Origin of the sequence: Dermacoccus sp. 147Ba, from assembly GCF_004151355.1 — a bacterium.
Lineage (GTDB): Bacteria > Actinomycetota > Actinomycetes > Actinomycetales > Dermatophilaceae > Dermacoccus > Dermacoccus abyssi.
Map to the genome: position 1 here is coordinate 215,467 of NZ_SEHL01000003.1, position 14,288 is coordinate 229,754.

The 14,288-nt window shown below is 68.7% G+C and carries 15 protein-coding genes; 13 read left to right on the top strand and 2 right to left on the bottom strand.

The annotated features are described in order from the left end of the window. Positions 1–23 precede the first annotated feature (23 nt). The 4 genes from EVU97_RS05460 to EVU97_RS05475 all read left to right on the top strand — a co-directional run bounded on the left by EVU97_RS05460 (position 24) and on the right by EVU97_RS05475 (position 4,078). A complete protein-coding gene (locus tag EVU97_RS05460) occupies positions 24–1,661 on the top strand; it encodes an AMP-binding protein (RefSeq protein ID WP_129664161.1) in 1,638 nt (545 codons plus the stop codon). A 25-nt stretch (positions 1,662–1,686) separates the two neighbouring features. Beyond that, entirely contained in the window at positions 1,687–2,190 is a 504-nt protein-coding gene (locus EVU97_RS05465; RefSeq protein WP_129664163.1) for a tRNA (cytidine(34)-2'-O)-methyltransferase, read from the top strand. 72 nt (positions 2,191–2,262) lie between these two features. Next, positions 2,263–3,522: a glucose-1-phosphate adenylyltransferase family protein gene (locus tag EVU97_RS05470; protein WP_240730139.1), complete on the top strand. Its 1,260-nt coding sequence runs from the start codon at positions 2,263–2,265 to the stop codon at positions 3,520–3,522. Between the two features lie 109 nt (positions 3,523–3,631). Next, positions 3,632–4,078, top strand: coding sequence for a hypothetical protein (locus EVU97_RS05475; protein WP_129664165.1), 447 nt, complete (start codon positions 3,632–3,634; stop codon positions 4,076–4,078). Here EVU97_RS05475 and EVU97_RS05480 read toward each other — a convergent pair. Both EVU97_RS05480 and EVU97_RS05485 read right to left on the bottom strand, forming a co-directional pair. Then, positions 4,071–5,543: an NAD(P)/FAD-dependent oxidoreductase gene (locus EVU97_RS05480; RefSeq protein ID WP_129664167.1), complete on the bottom strand. Its 1,473-nt coding sequence runs from the start codon at positions 5,541–5,543 to the stop codon at positions 4,071–4,073. The genes EVU97_RS05475 and EVU97_RS05480 overlap by 8 nt on opposite strands. A 75-nt stretch (positions 5,544–5,618) precedes the next feature. After that, entirely contained in the window at positions 5,619–6,407 is a 789-nt protein-coding gene (locus EVU97_RS05485; protein ID WP_129664169.1) for an exodeoxyribonuclease III, read from the bottom strand. A gap of 731 nt (positions 6,408–7,138) precedes the next feature. On the opposite strand from EVU97_RS05485, the gene EVU97_RS05495 reads away from it, so the two are divergent. The 9 genes from EVU97_RS05495 (at position 7,139) to macS (ending at position 14,277) form a co-directional block, all read left to right on the top strand. Next, positions 7,139–7,918, top strand: coding sequence for an SDR family oxidoreductase (locus EVU97_RS05495; protein ID WP_129664173.1), 780 nt, complete (start codon positions 7,139–7,141; stop codon positions 7,916–7,918). A 20-nt stretch (positions 7,919–7,938) separates the two neighbouring features. Then, on the top strand, positions 7,939–8,493 hold the full coding sequence (gene pyrE / locus EVU97_RS05500) for an orotate phosphoribosyltransferase (protein WP_129664175.1): 555 nt from the start codon (positions 7,939–7,941) through the stop codon (positions 8,491–8,493). Positions 8,494–8,564: 71 nt separating this feature from the next. After that, complete coding sequence (locus tag EVU97_RS05505; protein WP_129664177.1) at positions 8,565–9,452, top strand: DUF4031 domain-containing protein; 888 nt, start codon at positions 8,565–8,567, stop codon at positions 9,450–9,452. Positions 9,453–9,611: 159 nt separating this feature from the next. Further along, a complete protein-coding gene (cobA, locus tag EVU97_RS05510; protein ID WP_225911048.1) occupies positions 9,612–10,364 on the top strand; it encodes a uroporphyrinogen-III C-methyltransferase in 753 nt (250 codons plus the stop codon). Beyond that, positions 10,361–11,182, top strand: coding sequence for a uroporphyrinogen-III synthase (locus EVU97_RS05515; RefSeq protein ID WP_129664181.1), 822 nt, complete (start codon positions 10,361–10,363; stop codon positions 11,180–11,182). Before cobA ends, EVU97_RS05515 begins: the two co-directional genes overlap by 4 nt. Further along, positions 11,179–11,907 carry a sirohydrochlorin chelatase gene (locus EVU97_RS05520; RefSeq protein ID WP_129664183.1) on the top strand — a complete coding sequence of 243 codons (729 nt, stop codon included), beginning with the start codon at positions 11,179–11,181 and terminating at the stop codon, positions 11,905–11,907. Before EVU97_RS05515 ends, EVU97_RS05520 begins: the two co-directional genes overlap by 4 nt. A gap of 36 nt (positions 11,908–11,943) precedes the next feature. Then, entirely contained in the window at positions 11,944–12,168 is a 225-nt protein-coding gene (locus tag EVU97_RS05525) for a hypothetical protein (RefSeq protein WP_047310459.1), read from the top strand. A 100-nt stretch (positions 12,169–12,268) separates the two neighbouring features. Then, a complete protein-coding gene (locus tag EVU97_RS05530; RefSeq protein ID WP_047310458.1) occupies positions 12,269–13,012 on the top strand; it encodes a LemA family protein in 744 nt (247 codons plus the stop codon). Positions 13,013–13,086: 74 nt separating this feature from the next. Then, positions 13,087–14,277, top strand: a complete 1,191-nt coding sequence (macS, locus tag EVU97_RS05535; RefSeq protein ID WP_165357890.1) for a MacS family sensor histidine kinase — start codon at positions 13,087–13,089, stop codon at positions 14,275–14,277. The last annotated feature ends 11 nt before the right edge of the window (positions 14,278–14,288 follow it).

The window sequence follows — 14,288 nt, forward strand, 5'->3', positions numbered from 1 at the left end:
GCCGCGCCGATAGGGAGCTGACGATGACCGAAACGCTGGACGCCGCACTCAGTCACACGCGCGGTGAGACGGACACTCCGCTGATCGAGCAGACGATCGGCGACAACCTCGACGCCACCGTCGAGACCTACGCCGATCACGAGGCGCTCGTCGACATCGAGAGTGGCCGGCGCTGGACCTACGGCGAGTTCCTCGCCGATGTCGAGACGCTCGCGGCGGGCCTGCTCGAAGCCGGCGTCGAGAAGGGCGATCGAGTCGGCATCTGGGCGCCCAACTGCCCCGAATGGACCCTGACGCAGTACGCCACCGCGAAGATCGGCGCCGTCCTCGTCAACATCAACCCGGCCTACCGCAGCCACGAACTCAAGTACGTGCTCGAGCAGGCGGGCATCTCCACGCTCATCTCGATGCCGAACTTCAAGACGAGCAACTACGCGCGCATCATCGAGCAGGTCAAGGACGAGTGCGAGCAGTTGGCGCGCATCGTCTTCATCGGTGAGCGGGCCTGGGACGAACTGTTCGCCGCCGGACGCGACGCGGGGGAGCGCGGCGTCGCGGCCGTTCGCGAGATCCAGGCCGGTCTCGACAACGGCGAGGCCATCAACATCCAGTACACGAGCGGCACGACGGGCTTCCCCAAGGGCGCGACGCTGAGTCACCGCAACATCCTCAACAACGGCTTCTTCGTCGGCGAGCTGTGCAGCTACACAGCCGACGACCGCGTCTGCATCCCGGTGCCCTTCTACCACTGCTTCGGCATGGTCATGGGCAATCTCGCGTGCACGACGCACGGCGCCGCCATGATCATCCCCGCGCCCGGTTTCGACCCCGTCATCTCCCTGCGAACCGTCGAGGCCGAGCGCTGCACGAGCCTCTACGGTGTCCCGACGATGTTCATCGCCGAACTCGCCCTCGACAACTTCGACGAGTTCGACCTCACGAGCCTGCGCACCGGCATCATGGCCGGCTCGCCGTGCCCGGAGCACACGATGCGCCAGGTGATGGAGAAGTTGCACATGGAGGAGGTCTCCATCTGTTACGGCATGACGGAGACCTCGCCGGTGTCGCTGCAGACGCGCAAGAACGACACCGTCGCGCAGCGCACGCAGACGGTCGGCCGCGTCGGCCCGCACCTCGAGGTGAGCATCGTCGACCCCGTGACCAACGAGGTCGTCGGCCGCGGCGAGCCCGGCGAGCTGTGCACCAAGGGCTACTCGGTGATGCTCGGCTACTGGGAGGCCGACGACAAGACGGCCGAGGCGATCGTCGACGGCTGGATGCACACCGGCGACCTCGGCGTCATGGACGAGGACGGCTACGTCGCCATCACCGGGCGCATCAAGGACATGGTCATCCGCGGCGGCGAGAACATCTACCCGCGTGAGATCGAGGAGTTCCTCTACAACCACCCGGACATCGTCGACGCGCAGGTCATCGGCGTGCCCGACGAGCGCTTCGGCGAGGAACTCATGGCGTGCGTGCGCCTGCGGGACGGCGCCGAGGAGCTCACAGCGGAGTCGCTACGCGAGTACTGCAGCGGCAACCTCGCCCACTACAAGGTGCCGCGCTACGTGCGTGTCATGGACGAGTTCCCCATGACGGTGACGGGCAAGATCCGCAAGATCGAGCTGCGCGAGCAGGCCTCGGAGTACATGAAGTGACGCCGGCATCCGTTAGGTTCGCCGCGTGCAGATCGTCCTCGTTCACCCGCAGATCGCGCCCAACACGGGCAACGTCATCCGGCTTGCGGCGAACGTCGGGGCGAGCCTGCACCTCGTCGAGCCGATGGGCTTCTCGATGGACCACCGTCTCCTGCGCCGCGGCGGGCTCGACTACCACGAGCTGACGGAGGTGCACGTTCATGCCGACCTCGATTCAGCCCGCGAGGCGTGCCCGGGCCGGTGGTTGGCGCTGACCTCCCGTGGCGCTCGTCGGTATGACGAGGTCGACTACTGCAGCGACGACGTTCTCGTCTTCGGCTGTGAGGCAACCGGTTTGCCCGACGAAATGCTCGCTACCTTCGCTACGGACGAGCGTGTGCACCTGCCGATGGCGCCGGGTAACCGAAGCCTCAACCTCGCAAATGCCGTCGCCGTCGTCGCCTACGAGGCGTGGCGTCACCTCGGCTTCGAGGGAGCGGGCGGGGCGGCCACGAGCATCGAGGCGATTGCGGCGCAGCCCCTCGACTGAGGCTGTGACGACTCGCGTCGCCCACCCCGGCGAGTGGTTGTGAACGCCGGTGGCGCCCGGCAGGATTGGCGCATGGCCGACTCGATGCCCCTGCCCCGCGCACCCAAGGTGCTCGCCATCGTCCAAGCCGGCGGAAAGGGCTCCCGCATGGGAGCGCTCACCGCCGACCGCGCGAAGCCGGCTCTGCCTTTCGGAGGTACTCACCAACTCATCGACATCACCCTGTCGAACGCCGCCAACTCGGGCATCGGCTCGGTGTGGGTTTCAGTGCAGTACCAGGCCGGTTCACTCGACGAGCACCTCCAGCACGGGCGGCCGTGGGATCTCGACCGCAACGTCGGCGGCTTCCGGCGCGTCGTGCCCGACGAGGTCGACGCCGTGCGCACCGGTGGCTTCGCAGCGGGTAACGCGGACGACCTCTACCGCATCCGCCGGGAGATCGAGCGCGAGGACGCTGACGTCGTCGTTGTCCTGAGCGCCGACCAGATCTTCGCCCTCGACCTGCGCGACGTCGTCGCGGCTCACCTCGAGACCGGGGCCGCCTGCACCATCGTCACCACGCAGGTGTCGCGCTCGCAGGCCTCCGACAAGGCCGTCGTCATCACGGACGCCACCGGCAAGGTGACGCGCGTCGAGGAGAAGCCCGAGAACCCGGAGAGCACGACCATCTCGGCGGAGATCTTCGTGTACGAGAAGGACGCCCTCCTCTTGGGCCTCGACAAGGCCGAGAAGGCCACCCGCCCTGACGACGGGAAGGGTGACGACGCCGTCGACGAGACCGGCCTCGGTGACTTCGCGGAGCACCTGCTGCCGCAGATCATCGCGGACGGCCTGGTGCGCACGTACCCGCTTGAGGGGTACTGGAAGGACATGGGGCGTCCGGAGCTGTACCTCGCGGCACACCGTGACCTCGTGCGCGGCGTCGTGCGTGTCTTCGACGACGTCGACTGGCCGATGCGGACGCTCGCGACGAACAGGGGCGCCGCGCGGGTCCGTGCGGGCGCCGTGGTCGAGGAGAGCGTCATCTCGCCCGGATGCGACATCGCCGGGACGGTGCGGGGCTCGACGCTCGGCCCCGGCGTCGTCGTGCGCGAAGGTGCCGTGGTCGAGGACAGCGTCATCTTCGACGCGTGCGTCATCGAGCGCGAGGCCGTGGTCAGCACGTCCATCCTCGATGCGAACGTCGCCGTTCGCGCGGGCGTTCGCGTGGGAACGTCGAGCGCCGGTAAGCGAGCCCACGACGACGCGATCGCCGTAGTGGGGCACGACAGTGTGGTGCGATCCGATGTCGTGGCAGGGAGCCAGATCGACCCGGGAAGCACCGTCGCCTGAGGCGCTGACATTGCCGCTCACCTGTGGACAACGACGCCTGCGCAGCGTTGTCCACAGGCCCGAAGGCTGCTCTCGGGATCGACGAGCCGCCTCGCTCTAGCGTCGGACCATGACGTTCCTCGACGACACCCAGATCCAGGAGGGCGGCGCCGACTTCATTGTGTTCGGTGTGCTCTTCCTTGCCCCCGTCGTGCTGTTCGGCGGCCTGACGCTCTGGCTCATCACGTCACATGCTGCGATGACGAGCCTGCGCAAACGGCCGAGGCTTCTCGTCGACACGTTCGACGGGTGGCGCCGCTGGCGCACGCTCGTCTGGGCACTGCCGGTGCTGGGCCCGCTCGTCTACTTCGTCGCCTGGGTGTCTCGTCGCTCGCAGCTGATGCCCGAGCAGTTCGATTCAGCGCGTGAGCCGTTTCCGGAGATGCCGCCGATCCGCGGATTCGTGCCGCCAATACTGATGCAGCCGCCACCGGGGTACGTTCCGCGCCCTGGCTCCGTTCCACCAGCACCGAACGACCCGTGGCAGCCGCCCGGCGACGGAAGCCAGGTCAGGTGAAGAGGAAGTCGATCGCGTCGGGCCGTGTGAGGCGCTGTTCGTACTCGCCGACGCCCCCGGGCCACAAGGTGCGGTTCTCGCCGTCGTCATCGAGGTACCAGGACGTGCAGCCGCCTTGACGCCACACGGATCGTTCGCTGCGCTCGCGCATCTCGCGGGTGAAGGCGGGCACGAGTTCGGGGCGCACCTCGACGGATGACGCTCCGCGGCGGTCGCGCTCGTCGAGCAACCGCATGACGTGGGCGATCTGCGCTTCGACCATGAGCAGAACGCTCGTGTGACCGAGGCCGGTGTTCGGTCCGAGCAGCATGAAGAGGTTGGGGAAGCCCGCCATCGTCACGCCGAGGTAGGACTCGACGCCGCTCTGCCACTCCTCGGCGAACGAACGACCGTCACGTCCGGCGATCTGCAGGTGCGCGTAGGAACCCTTGGGGTCGAAGCCGGTGGCGAGCACGAGCGCGTCGAGCTCGTGGACGGTGCCCTCCTCGGTGACGACGCCGTCGGGCATGACGGCGACGATCGGCTCGGTGACGACGCTGACGTCCTCGCGCACGAGAGCGGGGTAGTAGGTGTCGGAGAGGACGACGCGCTTGCACCCCATGGTGTAATCGGGGGTGAGTTTGCGGCGCAGGTCCGGGTCCTTCACCTGGTTCTTGAGGTGTCGTGACGCTTCGCGCGAGGCGATCTCGAGCAGCTTGGGGTGGCTGTCGAACGCGACGGCGCGCAGATCGTTCTTGCGGCGTAACGCCTCACGGTGAACGCGCATGAGGGCGGGGTGGCGGCGGAAACGGTCGATCGTCGCGTCGGAGTACTCGTCGTTGTTCTGCGGCATGATCCACGGCGCGCTGCGCTGGAAGACGGTGAGGTGCTCGGCGTCCTCGGCGAGCGGCGGGATGCACTGCACGGCAGCCGCGCCGGTGCCGATGATGCCGACGCGGCGGCCGAACATCGACGTCTCCTGCGGCCATGACGCGGTGTGGATGAGTTCGCCGCCGAAGGTGTGCAGACCGTCGATGAGCGGGATGTGCGGCATGTGCAGGGCTCCGACGCCGAGCACGAGGGCGCGGGCCGTGACGACGGAGACGGAGCCGTCGCTTCCCATCGAGGTGACCTGCCACGTGCCGGAGGCGTCGTCGTAGGCCGCGGCCTGCATCCACGAGTCGAACCGCACGTGCTCACGCAGGCCGTGCTTCTCGACGACCGAAAGCAGGTAGTCCTGGATGACGTCGCCGCTCGAGTACGTGTGTGACCAGTACGGGTTGAGGTCGAAGCTGAACGAGTACAGGTGGCTGGGCACGTCGCAGGCGACGCCGGGGTAGCGGTTCTCGCGCCACGTGCCGCCGATCTCGTCACCCTTCTCGAGGATGGTGAAGCTGCGCCCGGCGGCCTTCAGGGCAACGGCCATGCCGATGCCGGAGAACCCACTTCCGACGACGACGACGTCCACTTCGGCCACTGCACTCACGCGTTCCAACCTAACGGTCTGTGCGCGCCGGGGACGGTACCGACATTGCCCGGTGGCCGCCCGATGTGTGCGGCGTCAGTCGAGATCGACGATGACAGGCGCGTGGTCGCTCGCGCCCTTGCCCTTGCGCTCGTCACGGTCGATCTGCGCGCCCTCGACGCGTTCGGCGAGCGCGGGGGAGCACAGGGCGAAGTCGATGCGCATGCCCTGCTTCTTCGGGAAGCGGAGCTGCGTGTAGTCCCAGTACGTGTAGGTGCCCGGGCCGGGGGTGAAGGGGCGCACGATGTCGCTGAAACCTGCGTCGATCATGGCCTGGAACGCGTCCCGCTCGGGCGGTGTGACGTGGGTCTTGCCTTCGAAGAAGCCCATGTCCCACACGTCCTCGTCGGTGGGGGCGATGTTCCAGTCGCCCATGAGCGCGATCTGGGCCAACGGGTCCTCGGCGAGCCACTTCGCGCCGTCGAGACGGAGCCGTTCGAGCCACTCGAGTTTGTAGGAGTAGTGCGGGTGGTCGATCTCGCGGCCGTTGGGCACGTAGAGCGACCAGGCGCGCACGCCGCCGCAGGTCGCGCCGATTGCGCGGGCCTCGGCCGCGATCGGGTCACCGAAACCCGGCATGTCCTCGAAGCCGATCGAGATGTCCTCGAGCCCGACGCGGGAGGCGATGGCGACGCCGTTCCACTGGTTGAGGCCGTGGTGGGCCACCTCGTAGCCGGCCTCTTCGAAGCGCGCCATGGGGAACTGCTCGTCCTTGCACTTCGTCTCCTGCATGGCGAGCACGTCGACGTCGTGACGCTCGAGGAAGGCGACGACGCGGTCGACGCGGGTGCGGATGGAGTTGACGTTCCATGTGGCGATTCGCATGCCCTAACCCTAGAACGCGCCGCCGACAACCCCCGAAAAGCAGGTGTCCCACATGTACTCCGTCCAATCCGCCCCATCGACCGTGACGGGGAGGCTCTCCTGGAAGTAGGTGAGGGGATGCGCGGCGAACGCTCCCTTTCGGGGATTCCGGATGCGCACTGGGCGGTTGTGGATCCACGGGCCGTACACGTGCTCCCCACCTCGATCGGGGTGTCGATCCAGGGGCGGTTCTTGCAAGAGGTGTCGCCAAGCGATCAGTGTTGCCCAGGCGTCCTGTGGGGTGAAGGGGCACAAGGGAATGTCGGCCCAAACGGTGAGTTGCCACGAGCGAGCTGCGTTCGGGGTCAGATACATGTCACCGACTCCTGCGCAACGCACCTGATGGGGAGATCGGCGGATGGCCGCAAGGCAGTCCGTCACCTTTGCCGCCTCGACGACGAAGGTGGACAGGGAGATGTCCGTGACGCCAATGGTGAGCAGTGCTCCCGTCGGAGACTTGTGCGGCTGGTAGTCCCCGAGGCCGTCAAGGTCCGTCACTTGGTCTGGCATCTTCCCTCCGGGTGGTTCCCTCGGCTTCCTCCCCGCCGCCCAAGGGCCTCGATCCAAGGTGGGTAGCGGCGGGCATGCCGCTCAATGACCTTTCATGTGATCTGCGTCATGTGCGAAGTCTAGGGTTCCGGATGACCCGAATTGACCCGTTGCGCTCGCCTCTCGCATGTCAGAGTGAAGCCATGACAACAGCACTCGTCACGGGAGCCAGCGCCGGGATCGGCCGGGAATTCTGCGAACAACTCGCCGCACGTGGGCACGACCTCGTCGTCGTGGCCCGACGGGCCGAGAGGCTCGAGGAGATCAAGGCCGAGATCGAAGCCCGCCACGGCGTGAAGGTCGAGGTGCTCGCAGCCGACCTCGCCGTCGCGGACGACCTGCGCCGCGTCGCCGAGCGCGTGTGTCGGCGTGATGAACCCGTCGACGTCCTCGTCAACAACGCAGGCTTCGGCGTGAAGACCTCGTTCCTCGACACTCCTGTCGAGAAGGAGATCGAGTCGGTCGACGTCATGGTCAAGGCCGTCGTCGTGCTCACCCATGCCGCGGCGGGCGCGATGGTCGAGCGTCGACGTGGCGCCGTCATCAACGTGTCGTCGGTCGCGAGCTTCATGGCGAGCGGCACGTACTCGGCCGCCAAGTCGTACGTCACCGTGTTCAGCGAGTCCATCGCGGCGCAGCTGCACGGCACGGGTGTCACCGTCACCGCGCTGTGCCCCGGCTTCACACACACGGAGTTCCACGAGCGCGGCGAGATCCCCGTCGACAAGACCAGCCCGCTGGCCAAGCGGCTGTGGCTCGACGTCGACCGTCTCGTGCGCGACGGTCTCGCCGACGTCGACGCAGGCAAGGTCGTCTCCGTGCCCGGCCGCCAGTACAAGGCCATTACCGGCCTGCTGCGCGTCGTGCCGCGCCCGCTCGTGCGCAGCCCGCGTCTGAGCAACCGCCACCGCCCGCGCGACTGACGTTTCCTAGAATCGCTGCCATGACGAACATCGACGCCGATCGCGCCGCGCTGCTGCAGCTCATCAAGGACCAGGCCATCGTCCACGGAAGGGTGACGCTGAGCTCCGGCAAGGAGGCCGACTACTACGTCGACCTGCGCCGTATCTCACTCTCCGGCGAGGCCGCGCCTCTCGTCGGTCGCGTCATGCGCGACCTGACGTCCGACTTCGACTACGTCGCCGTCGGTGGCCTGACGCTCGGCGCCGACCCGGTCGCCACGTCGATGCTCCACGCCGCGGCCGCCGCAGGTGAGCGTGTCGACGCGTTCGTCGTCCGCAAGGCGGGCAAGGCGCACGGTCTTCAGCAGCGCATCGAAGGCCCGTCGATCAAGGGTCGTCGCGTGCTCGTCGTCGAGGACACGACGACGACCGGCGCGTCGCCACTCGAAGCCGTTGCCGCGTGCCGCGAGGAAGGCGCCGAGGTCGTCGGCGTCGCCACGATCGCCGACCGCGCCACCGGCTCCAAGGAGAAGATCGAGGCCGAGGGCCTCACCTACGTCAGCGCGTTCTCGATGGAGGACCTCGGCCTCGCCTGATCGCGTCGCTGAACGCCACACCCGCCATCTTCGTGCCCGCCGGGGCAACCCACGCCGGGCACAATGGCCGAATGGCCATCCTCATCGATCCGCCGCGCTGGCCCGCGTGGGGCACGATCTTCAGCCACCTCGTCTCCGATTCGTCGCTCGAGGAACTGCACGAGTTCGCCGCAGCCAACGGCGTCCCTCTCGCGGCCTTCGATCACGACCACTACGACGTGCCCGAGCGTATGTACGACGCCCTCGTGGCCGCCGGAGCCGAGGCGGTGCGCGAGACGGAACTCATCCGTCGCCTCATCAAGGGCGGGATGCGGGTGCGCGCCACCGAGCGCACCCCGAAGCGCAAGGCCGCGACGACGCGGGCGCGCGACGCATGGCCGAAGCTCCTGCCCGGCGCGCCGCAGGTCGGCGCCGACCTCATCGAGCGCTGGAGCGAGCCGCACCGGCACTACCACGACGTGCGTCACCTCGTCGGGACGCTCGACGCCCTCGCCCGCCTCGGTTGCGACGATCGCAGCGTCCTGCTCGCCGCCTGGTTCCACGACGCGGTGTACGACGGCGCCCCGGGCCAGGACGAGGAGGCGTCCGCTCAGCTCGCCCGCGAGCAGCTCACGCCGCTCCTTCCCGCCGACGAGGTCGCGGAGGTCGAGCGACTCGTGCGTCTCACGATCACCCACGACCCGGCCGACGGCGACGAGCGCGGAGCGCTCCTGAGTGACGCCGATCTCGCCGTCCTCGGCGCCAATGCCGGGCGCTACGACGTCTACGCCCGCGACGTGCGCCTCGACTTCGACCACCTCGACGACGCCACGTTCCGCGCCGGTCGCATCGAGGTTCTCGAAGGCCTCCTACGCGCGAAGCGGCTGTTCCACACGGAACTCGGCCACGACCTCTGGGAGGACGCCGCCCGCGCGAACCTCGAGCGGGAACTGGCTTCGTTGCACCGCCACAGCGCCTGAAGAGTTGTCAGACACGCCCACACGGTCGCTCAAGAACGGGCGGAATGGCGAGGAAGGATCCGATCTGCGGAACGCTCGGAATCGCCGCGCCCACCTCGTCTAGCGTCGAAGGCCCATTCGAGGCGGGGAGCCGCCCGACGCGACGAAGGAGTGATGGCCATGGCGGGCAAGGTCGTCCTCGTCGGCGGTGGGCCGGGTGCGCTCGATCTCCTCACGCTGCGCGCGGTTCGCGAGCTGGAGCGCGCCGACGTCATCGTCGCCGATCGGCTCGGTCCGCGTGACGAACTGGGCAGCCTCGACCTCTCGGCGCGCATCATCGACGTCGGCAAGTCGCCGCACCATCACCCCGTGCCGCAAGACGAGATCAACGCGACCCTGGTGCGCGAGGCGCGGGCCGGCCGGTACGTCGTGCGCCTCAAGGGCGGCGACCCCTATCTGCTCGGCCGCGGTGGCGAGGAGTACCTCCACTGTCGGGCACACGACATCGAGGTCGACGTCGTTCCGGGCGTGACGAGCGCGGTCTCTGCGCCGCTCGCCGGCGGAATCCCCGTGACGCACCGGGGTGTTTCGGCAGGCGTACTCGTCTTGTCCGGTCACGACGACCTGTCACTCCCGGCCCTGGCCGCATGGCCCCACACCATCGTCGTCCTCATGGGGATGGGGCGTCTCGCGGAGCTTGCTGCGGGGCTCGTCGATGCGGGCAAGAGCCCCGCGACGCCTGCGGGCGTCGTGCACCGGGCGTGGACGCCGGCTCAACGCGTCGTCAAGGCAACGCTCGCCGACATCGCCGCACGTTGCGCCGAGGGCGGTATCGGTAACCCGAGTGTCATCGTCATCGGTGACGTCGTCGATGCGCTCGGTGACGAGCAGATCGCAGCCCTCAGCCACAACATCGAAGGGGAGCGCCCATGACGCAGGATCTCGCCGGACGCCGCATCGTCCTCACCGCCCAGCGCCGGGCCGAGGAATTCGCCGGAGCACTCGAACGACGTGGCGCTGAGGTGATCCACGCGCCGACCATGTCGCACGTCCCTCACGTTGACGATGCCGAACTCAACGCTCGGACAGGGGAACTCGTCGACAAGAAGCCTGAGCTCGTCGTTGTCACGACAGCGATCGGTTTTCGCGGGTGGCTCGAGGCAGCCGAGGCGGCCGGGCAACGCGAAGCGCTCGTCGAAGCTCTCGCAGGCGCTCGCATCCTCACCCGAGGCCCCAAGGCTCGCGGCGCCGTTCAGGGCGCCGGGCTCGAGGTCTCCTGGAGTGCCGAAAGTGAAACAGCAGACGAGGTGAAGCGTCATCTGGCGACCCTCGATCTGCGCGGCACGCGTGTAGCCGTGCAGCACCACGGCGCAGGGTCCGACGGCGTCGACGAGCAACTGCGCGACTCGGGCGCCGACGTCGTCTCGCTCGTCGTCTACCGCTGGGGCCCGGCTCCCGACCCGCAGGCCGTCGAGCGTGCCGCCCACCTCGTCGCGCGCGGCGAGGTGGACGCCATTGCCTTCACGGCAGCCCCCGGCGCGGATGCCTTCTTCACCGCAGCGCACCTCGCCGGGGTTCGGGACGAGGTCGTCGCCGCACTGCGGGAGGGGCGTGTCCGCGCAGCCGCCGTGGGCGACACGACGGCCGCGCCACTGCGTGCCTACGGCATCGAACCGCTCGTACCGGAGCGCTTCCGCCTCGGGGCGCTCGTCAAACTCGTCATCGCCGAACTCGGTCGGGACGCCTCGTGACGCCCAACCCGAGCGCCGGCGAAGCAGTAGCGGCGGCGAGCAGGGCATCGACCCGACGCGCCGTCGTCCTCGTCGCCCACGGGACGGCGAACGAACGGGGCCGGCAGGTCGTTCTCGACCTCGTCGCCGCCGTGCACAACCGACGGCCGGAACTCGATGTCACCGACGCTTACGTCGACGTGCAGGAGCCACGCGTCGCCGACGTTGTCGCTCAACTCGCCCCCCGCTACGACGAGGTCGTCGTCGTGCCGCTGCTCTTCTGCGGCGGGTACCACGTCCGTGTCGACGTGGCGAAGGCCGTCGATGCGTGGCCGAACGCCCGCTCGACCGGCGCCCTGGGTCCGTCGCGCCGAATCGCCGACCTGCTCGTCCAACGCCTGACCGAAGCAGGCGTCGAGCGCCGGGATCCTGTTGTCATGGCCGCCGCCGGTTCCAGCCGGCTCGAGGCCGCGGCCGACGCCCGCGCTCAGGCGCGCCTGCTCGCCGAGGCGTGGGGTGCCGAGGTCGATGTCGCGTTCGGTTCGGCCGGCACGCCCGCAGTGCCCGACGCGGTCAACGCCAACCGCGACCGGCCCGGTGCTCGCGTCGCGGTCGCCTCGCTCCTGCTCGGGGAGGGCCACTTCTCCGAGAAGCTGCGCCGATCGGGTGCTGACATCGTCACCCAGCCGCTGGGCGCCGCCCCCGAGGTGGTCGAGCAGATCCTCGCGCGTCTCGACGAGGCCTGAGCCCGCAGCCGAGCAGCACGCCCTACGATCGTCGCCATGAAGCATCCCGCCGCCGTTCCCCTTCTGGCCGTGGCCGCCGTCCTGTTCTGGGCGTGGTCGATCTACGGTTTCGTCGCCGGTGTGCTCAACGGCTACGGCGACGGATCGGGCGGTAACGCCGGGCGTCTGGGCGCCGCCGCAGGCGTCCTCATGACGGGTCTGGTCGCGCTCGCGGCGACGATCTACCTCGTCAAAGCGCTCAAGGTGCGCCGCGGTCGGTGAACCGGGCCGCCCCGCACAGCGTGATCGGTGCGCACTGTTCGGCTAGGGTCGAACCAACCAAGCTGATACTCCGGCACACACGTTCAATTGGAGCCTTGTCATGACGTGGGTCATCATCCTTCTTCTCATCATCGTCGCGCTCGCCGTGGCTGCCGTTGTCATGTACAACGGCCTCGTCAAGCAGCGCAACACGGTGCAGGAGGCGTGGCACCAGATCGATGTCGAACTGACGCGCCGCCACGACCTCATCCCGAACCTCGTCGAGACGGTCAAGGGCTACGCGCAGCACGAGGCCAAGACGCTCGACGACGTCATCCGCGCTCGCGGCGCTGCCGTCAACACGCACGGTTCGCCCGACCACGCCGCTGACGCGGCCGCCGCGGAAGGCGAGCTGACGCAGGCCCTAGGTCGCCTCATCTCGGTCTCCGAGGCCTACCCGGACCTCAAGGCCAACCAGAACTACCAGCAGCTCATGGGCGAGCTGTCGGCCACCGAGGACCGCATCGCCTCCGCGCGTCGCTACTACAACGCCTGCGTGCGTGACCTGAACTCGAAGGTCGACTCGATCCCGACGAAGTTCATGGCCGGCCCCGCCGGTGTGACGAAGGCCGAGTACTACGAGGCCGACGAGGCCACGAAGGGCGCGCCGCAGGTCAACATGACGAACGCGGAGGCTCCGTCGGTGCAGTTCGACGCCCCGCAGAGCCAGCAGCGTCCGTACAACGAGCAGCCGCAGCTGCCGCCGTCGCAGATGCCGTACCCGACGCAGGGTGGCCAGTCGAACACGTTCCAGGCTCCTGGTCAGCAGGGCTACGGGGTGGAGTACCCCGAGCAGCGCAAGTGATCCGATCCCGACGACGCCCCGAATCGCAGCAGCGGTTCGGGGCGTCGCCCGTTTCCGCTTCCCGGCTGCGGATGATGAGCCGGACGAGCGAGGCCGAGGCCCAGCAGGCGGCCTCCGACGACCCGATGAAGTACCTGTGGGCCACCGAGGGTGCCTTCCGGATGCTCACCCTCGCGTACTCGCTCTTCATCCACACTGGCGCCGTCGATCACTACACGCGCCCGCACCTCGCGACGGCGCTCATCGCCGTGCAGTGCATCTGGTCGGGTGTCGTGGCCATCGCGCTGTTCGCACGCCCGCGGTGGCGTTCCTGGCTCGTCGCGGGCGACATCGTCGTGACGCTCGGACTCATGTACGCGACGTGGATCGTCGCCGACGCGAGCTGGTGGGACCACAACCAGAGTCTGCCGACGACGATGTGGGCCACGAACGCCGTGCTGGCCGCCGGCATGCAGTGGGGCGTGACGGCGGGCTTCCTCGCCGGCGTCGGTATTTCCCTCGCAAGCCTTCACATCGGCGACGATCTGTCGTGGATGGTGCGTTCGCCGACGATGCCGATTCTCGTGAGTTCCGGCATCGCAGCCGGTGTCGGGGGTGTCGGTGCGCGACGCTCACACGCTCAACTCGTCGCCGCTCTCGAGCTGCGTGCCCGTGCGGCCGAGCGAGAGCGGCTCGCGCGAGAGGTGCACGACGGCGTGCTCCAGGTGCTAGCGCTCATGGGGCGTAAGGGCCCGTCGTTCGGTGCGGAGGGCGCGGCCCTCGGGCAGTTGGCCACCGAACAGGAACGGGCGCTGCGCACCCTCATCGCCGACGTCGACGAAGCGCCGATCGCGGCACCCGGTTCATCGTCCGCGCCGGTGGACGCTTCGACAGACGGCGCGCCGGTCGACCTGCGCCGTGAGCTCCTCGCACTGGCCGATGACCGCGTTCGCGTCTCGGCAGGTTCGGCGCCCGTGCTCCTCGACGCCGCTCGAGCTGGGGAGTTGCTCGCCGCGACGAAGCAGGCACTCGCCAACACCGAGCGGCACGCGGGGGAGCACGCCACGGCCTTCGTCCTCCTCGAAGACCTCGACGACGAGGTGACGCTCACCGTCCGCGACGACGGCCCCGGCATTCCCGACGGCCGCCTCGCCGAAGCCAAGGCGCAAGGCCGCATGGGGGTAAGCCGGTCGATCGTCGGACGCGTCGAGTCGATCGGGGGCCGGGCGTATCTCGAGGCAGCACCGGGGGAGGGCGTCGAGTGGGAGTTCACGCTGCCGCGTTGAGTCACCTTGCC

Coding starts and splice junctions, on each gene's coding strand:
- EVU97_RS05460 (WP_129664161.1), top strand. CDS start 24: ATGACCGAAACGCTGGACGCCGCACTCAGTCACACGCGCGGTGAGACG.
- EVU97_RS05470 (WP_240730139.1), top strand. CDS start 2,263: ATGGCCGACTCGATGCCCCTGCCCCGCGCACCCAAGGTGCTCGCCATC.
- EVU97_RS05475 (WP_129664165.1), top strand. CDS start 3,632: ATGACGTTCCTCGACGACACCCAGATCCAGGAGGGCGGCGCCGACTTC.
- EVU97_RS05485 (WP_129664169.1), bottom strand. CDS start 6,407: ATGCGAATCGCCACATGGAACGTCAACTCCATCCGCACCCGCGTCGAC.
- EVU97_RS05495 (WP_129664173.1), top strand. CDS start 7,139: ATGACAACAGCACTCGTCACGGGAGCCAGCGCCGGGATCGGCCGGGAA.
- pyrE (WP_129664175.1), top strand. CDS start 7,939: ATGACGAACATCGACGCCGATCGCGCCGCGCTGCTGCAGCTCATCAAG.
- EVU97_RS05505 (WP_129664177.1), top strand. CDS start 8,565: ATGGCCATCCTCATCGATCCGCCGCGCTGGCCCGCGTGGGGCACGATC.
- cobA (WP_225911048.1), top strand. CDS start 9,612: ATGGCGGGCAAGGTCGTCCTCGTCGGCGGTGGGCCGGGTGCGCTCGAT.
- EVU97_RS05515 (WP_129664181.1), top strand. CDS start 10,361: ATGACGCAGGATCTCGCCGGACGCCGCATCGTCCTCACCGCCCAGCGC.
- EVU97_RS05525 (WP_047310459.1), top strand. CDS start 11,944: ATGAAGCATCCCGCCGCCGTTCCCCTTCTGGCCGTGGCCGCCGTCCTG.
- EVU97_RS05530 (WP_047310458.1), top strand. CDS start 12,269: ATGACGTGGGTCATCATCCTTCTTCTCATCATCGTCGCGCTCGCCGTG.
- macS (WP_165357890.1), top strand. CDS start 13,087: ATGAGCCGGACGAGCGAGGCCGAGGCCCAGCAGGCGGCCTCCGACGAC.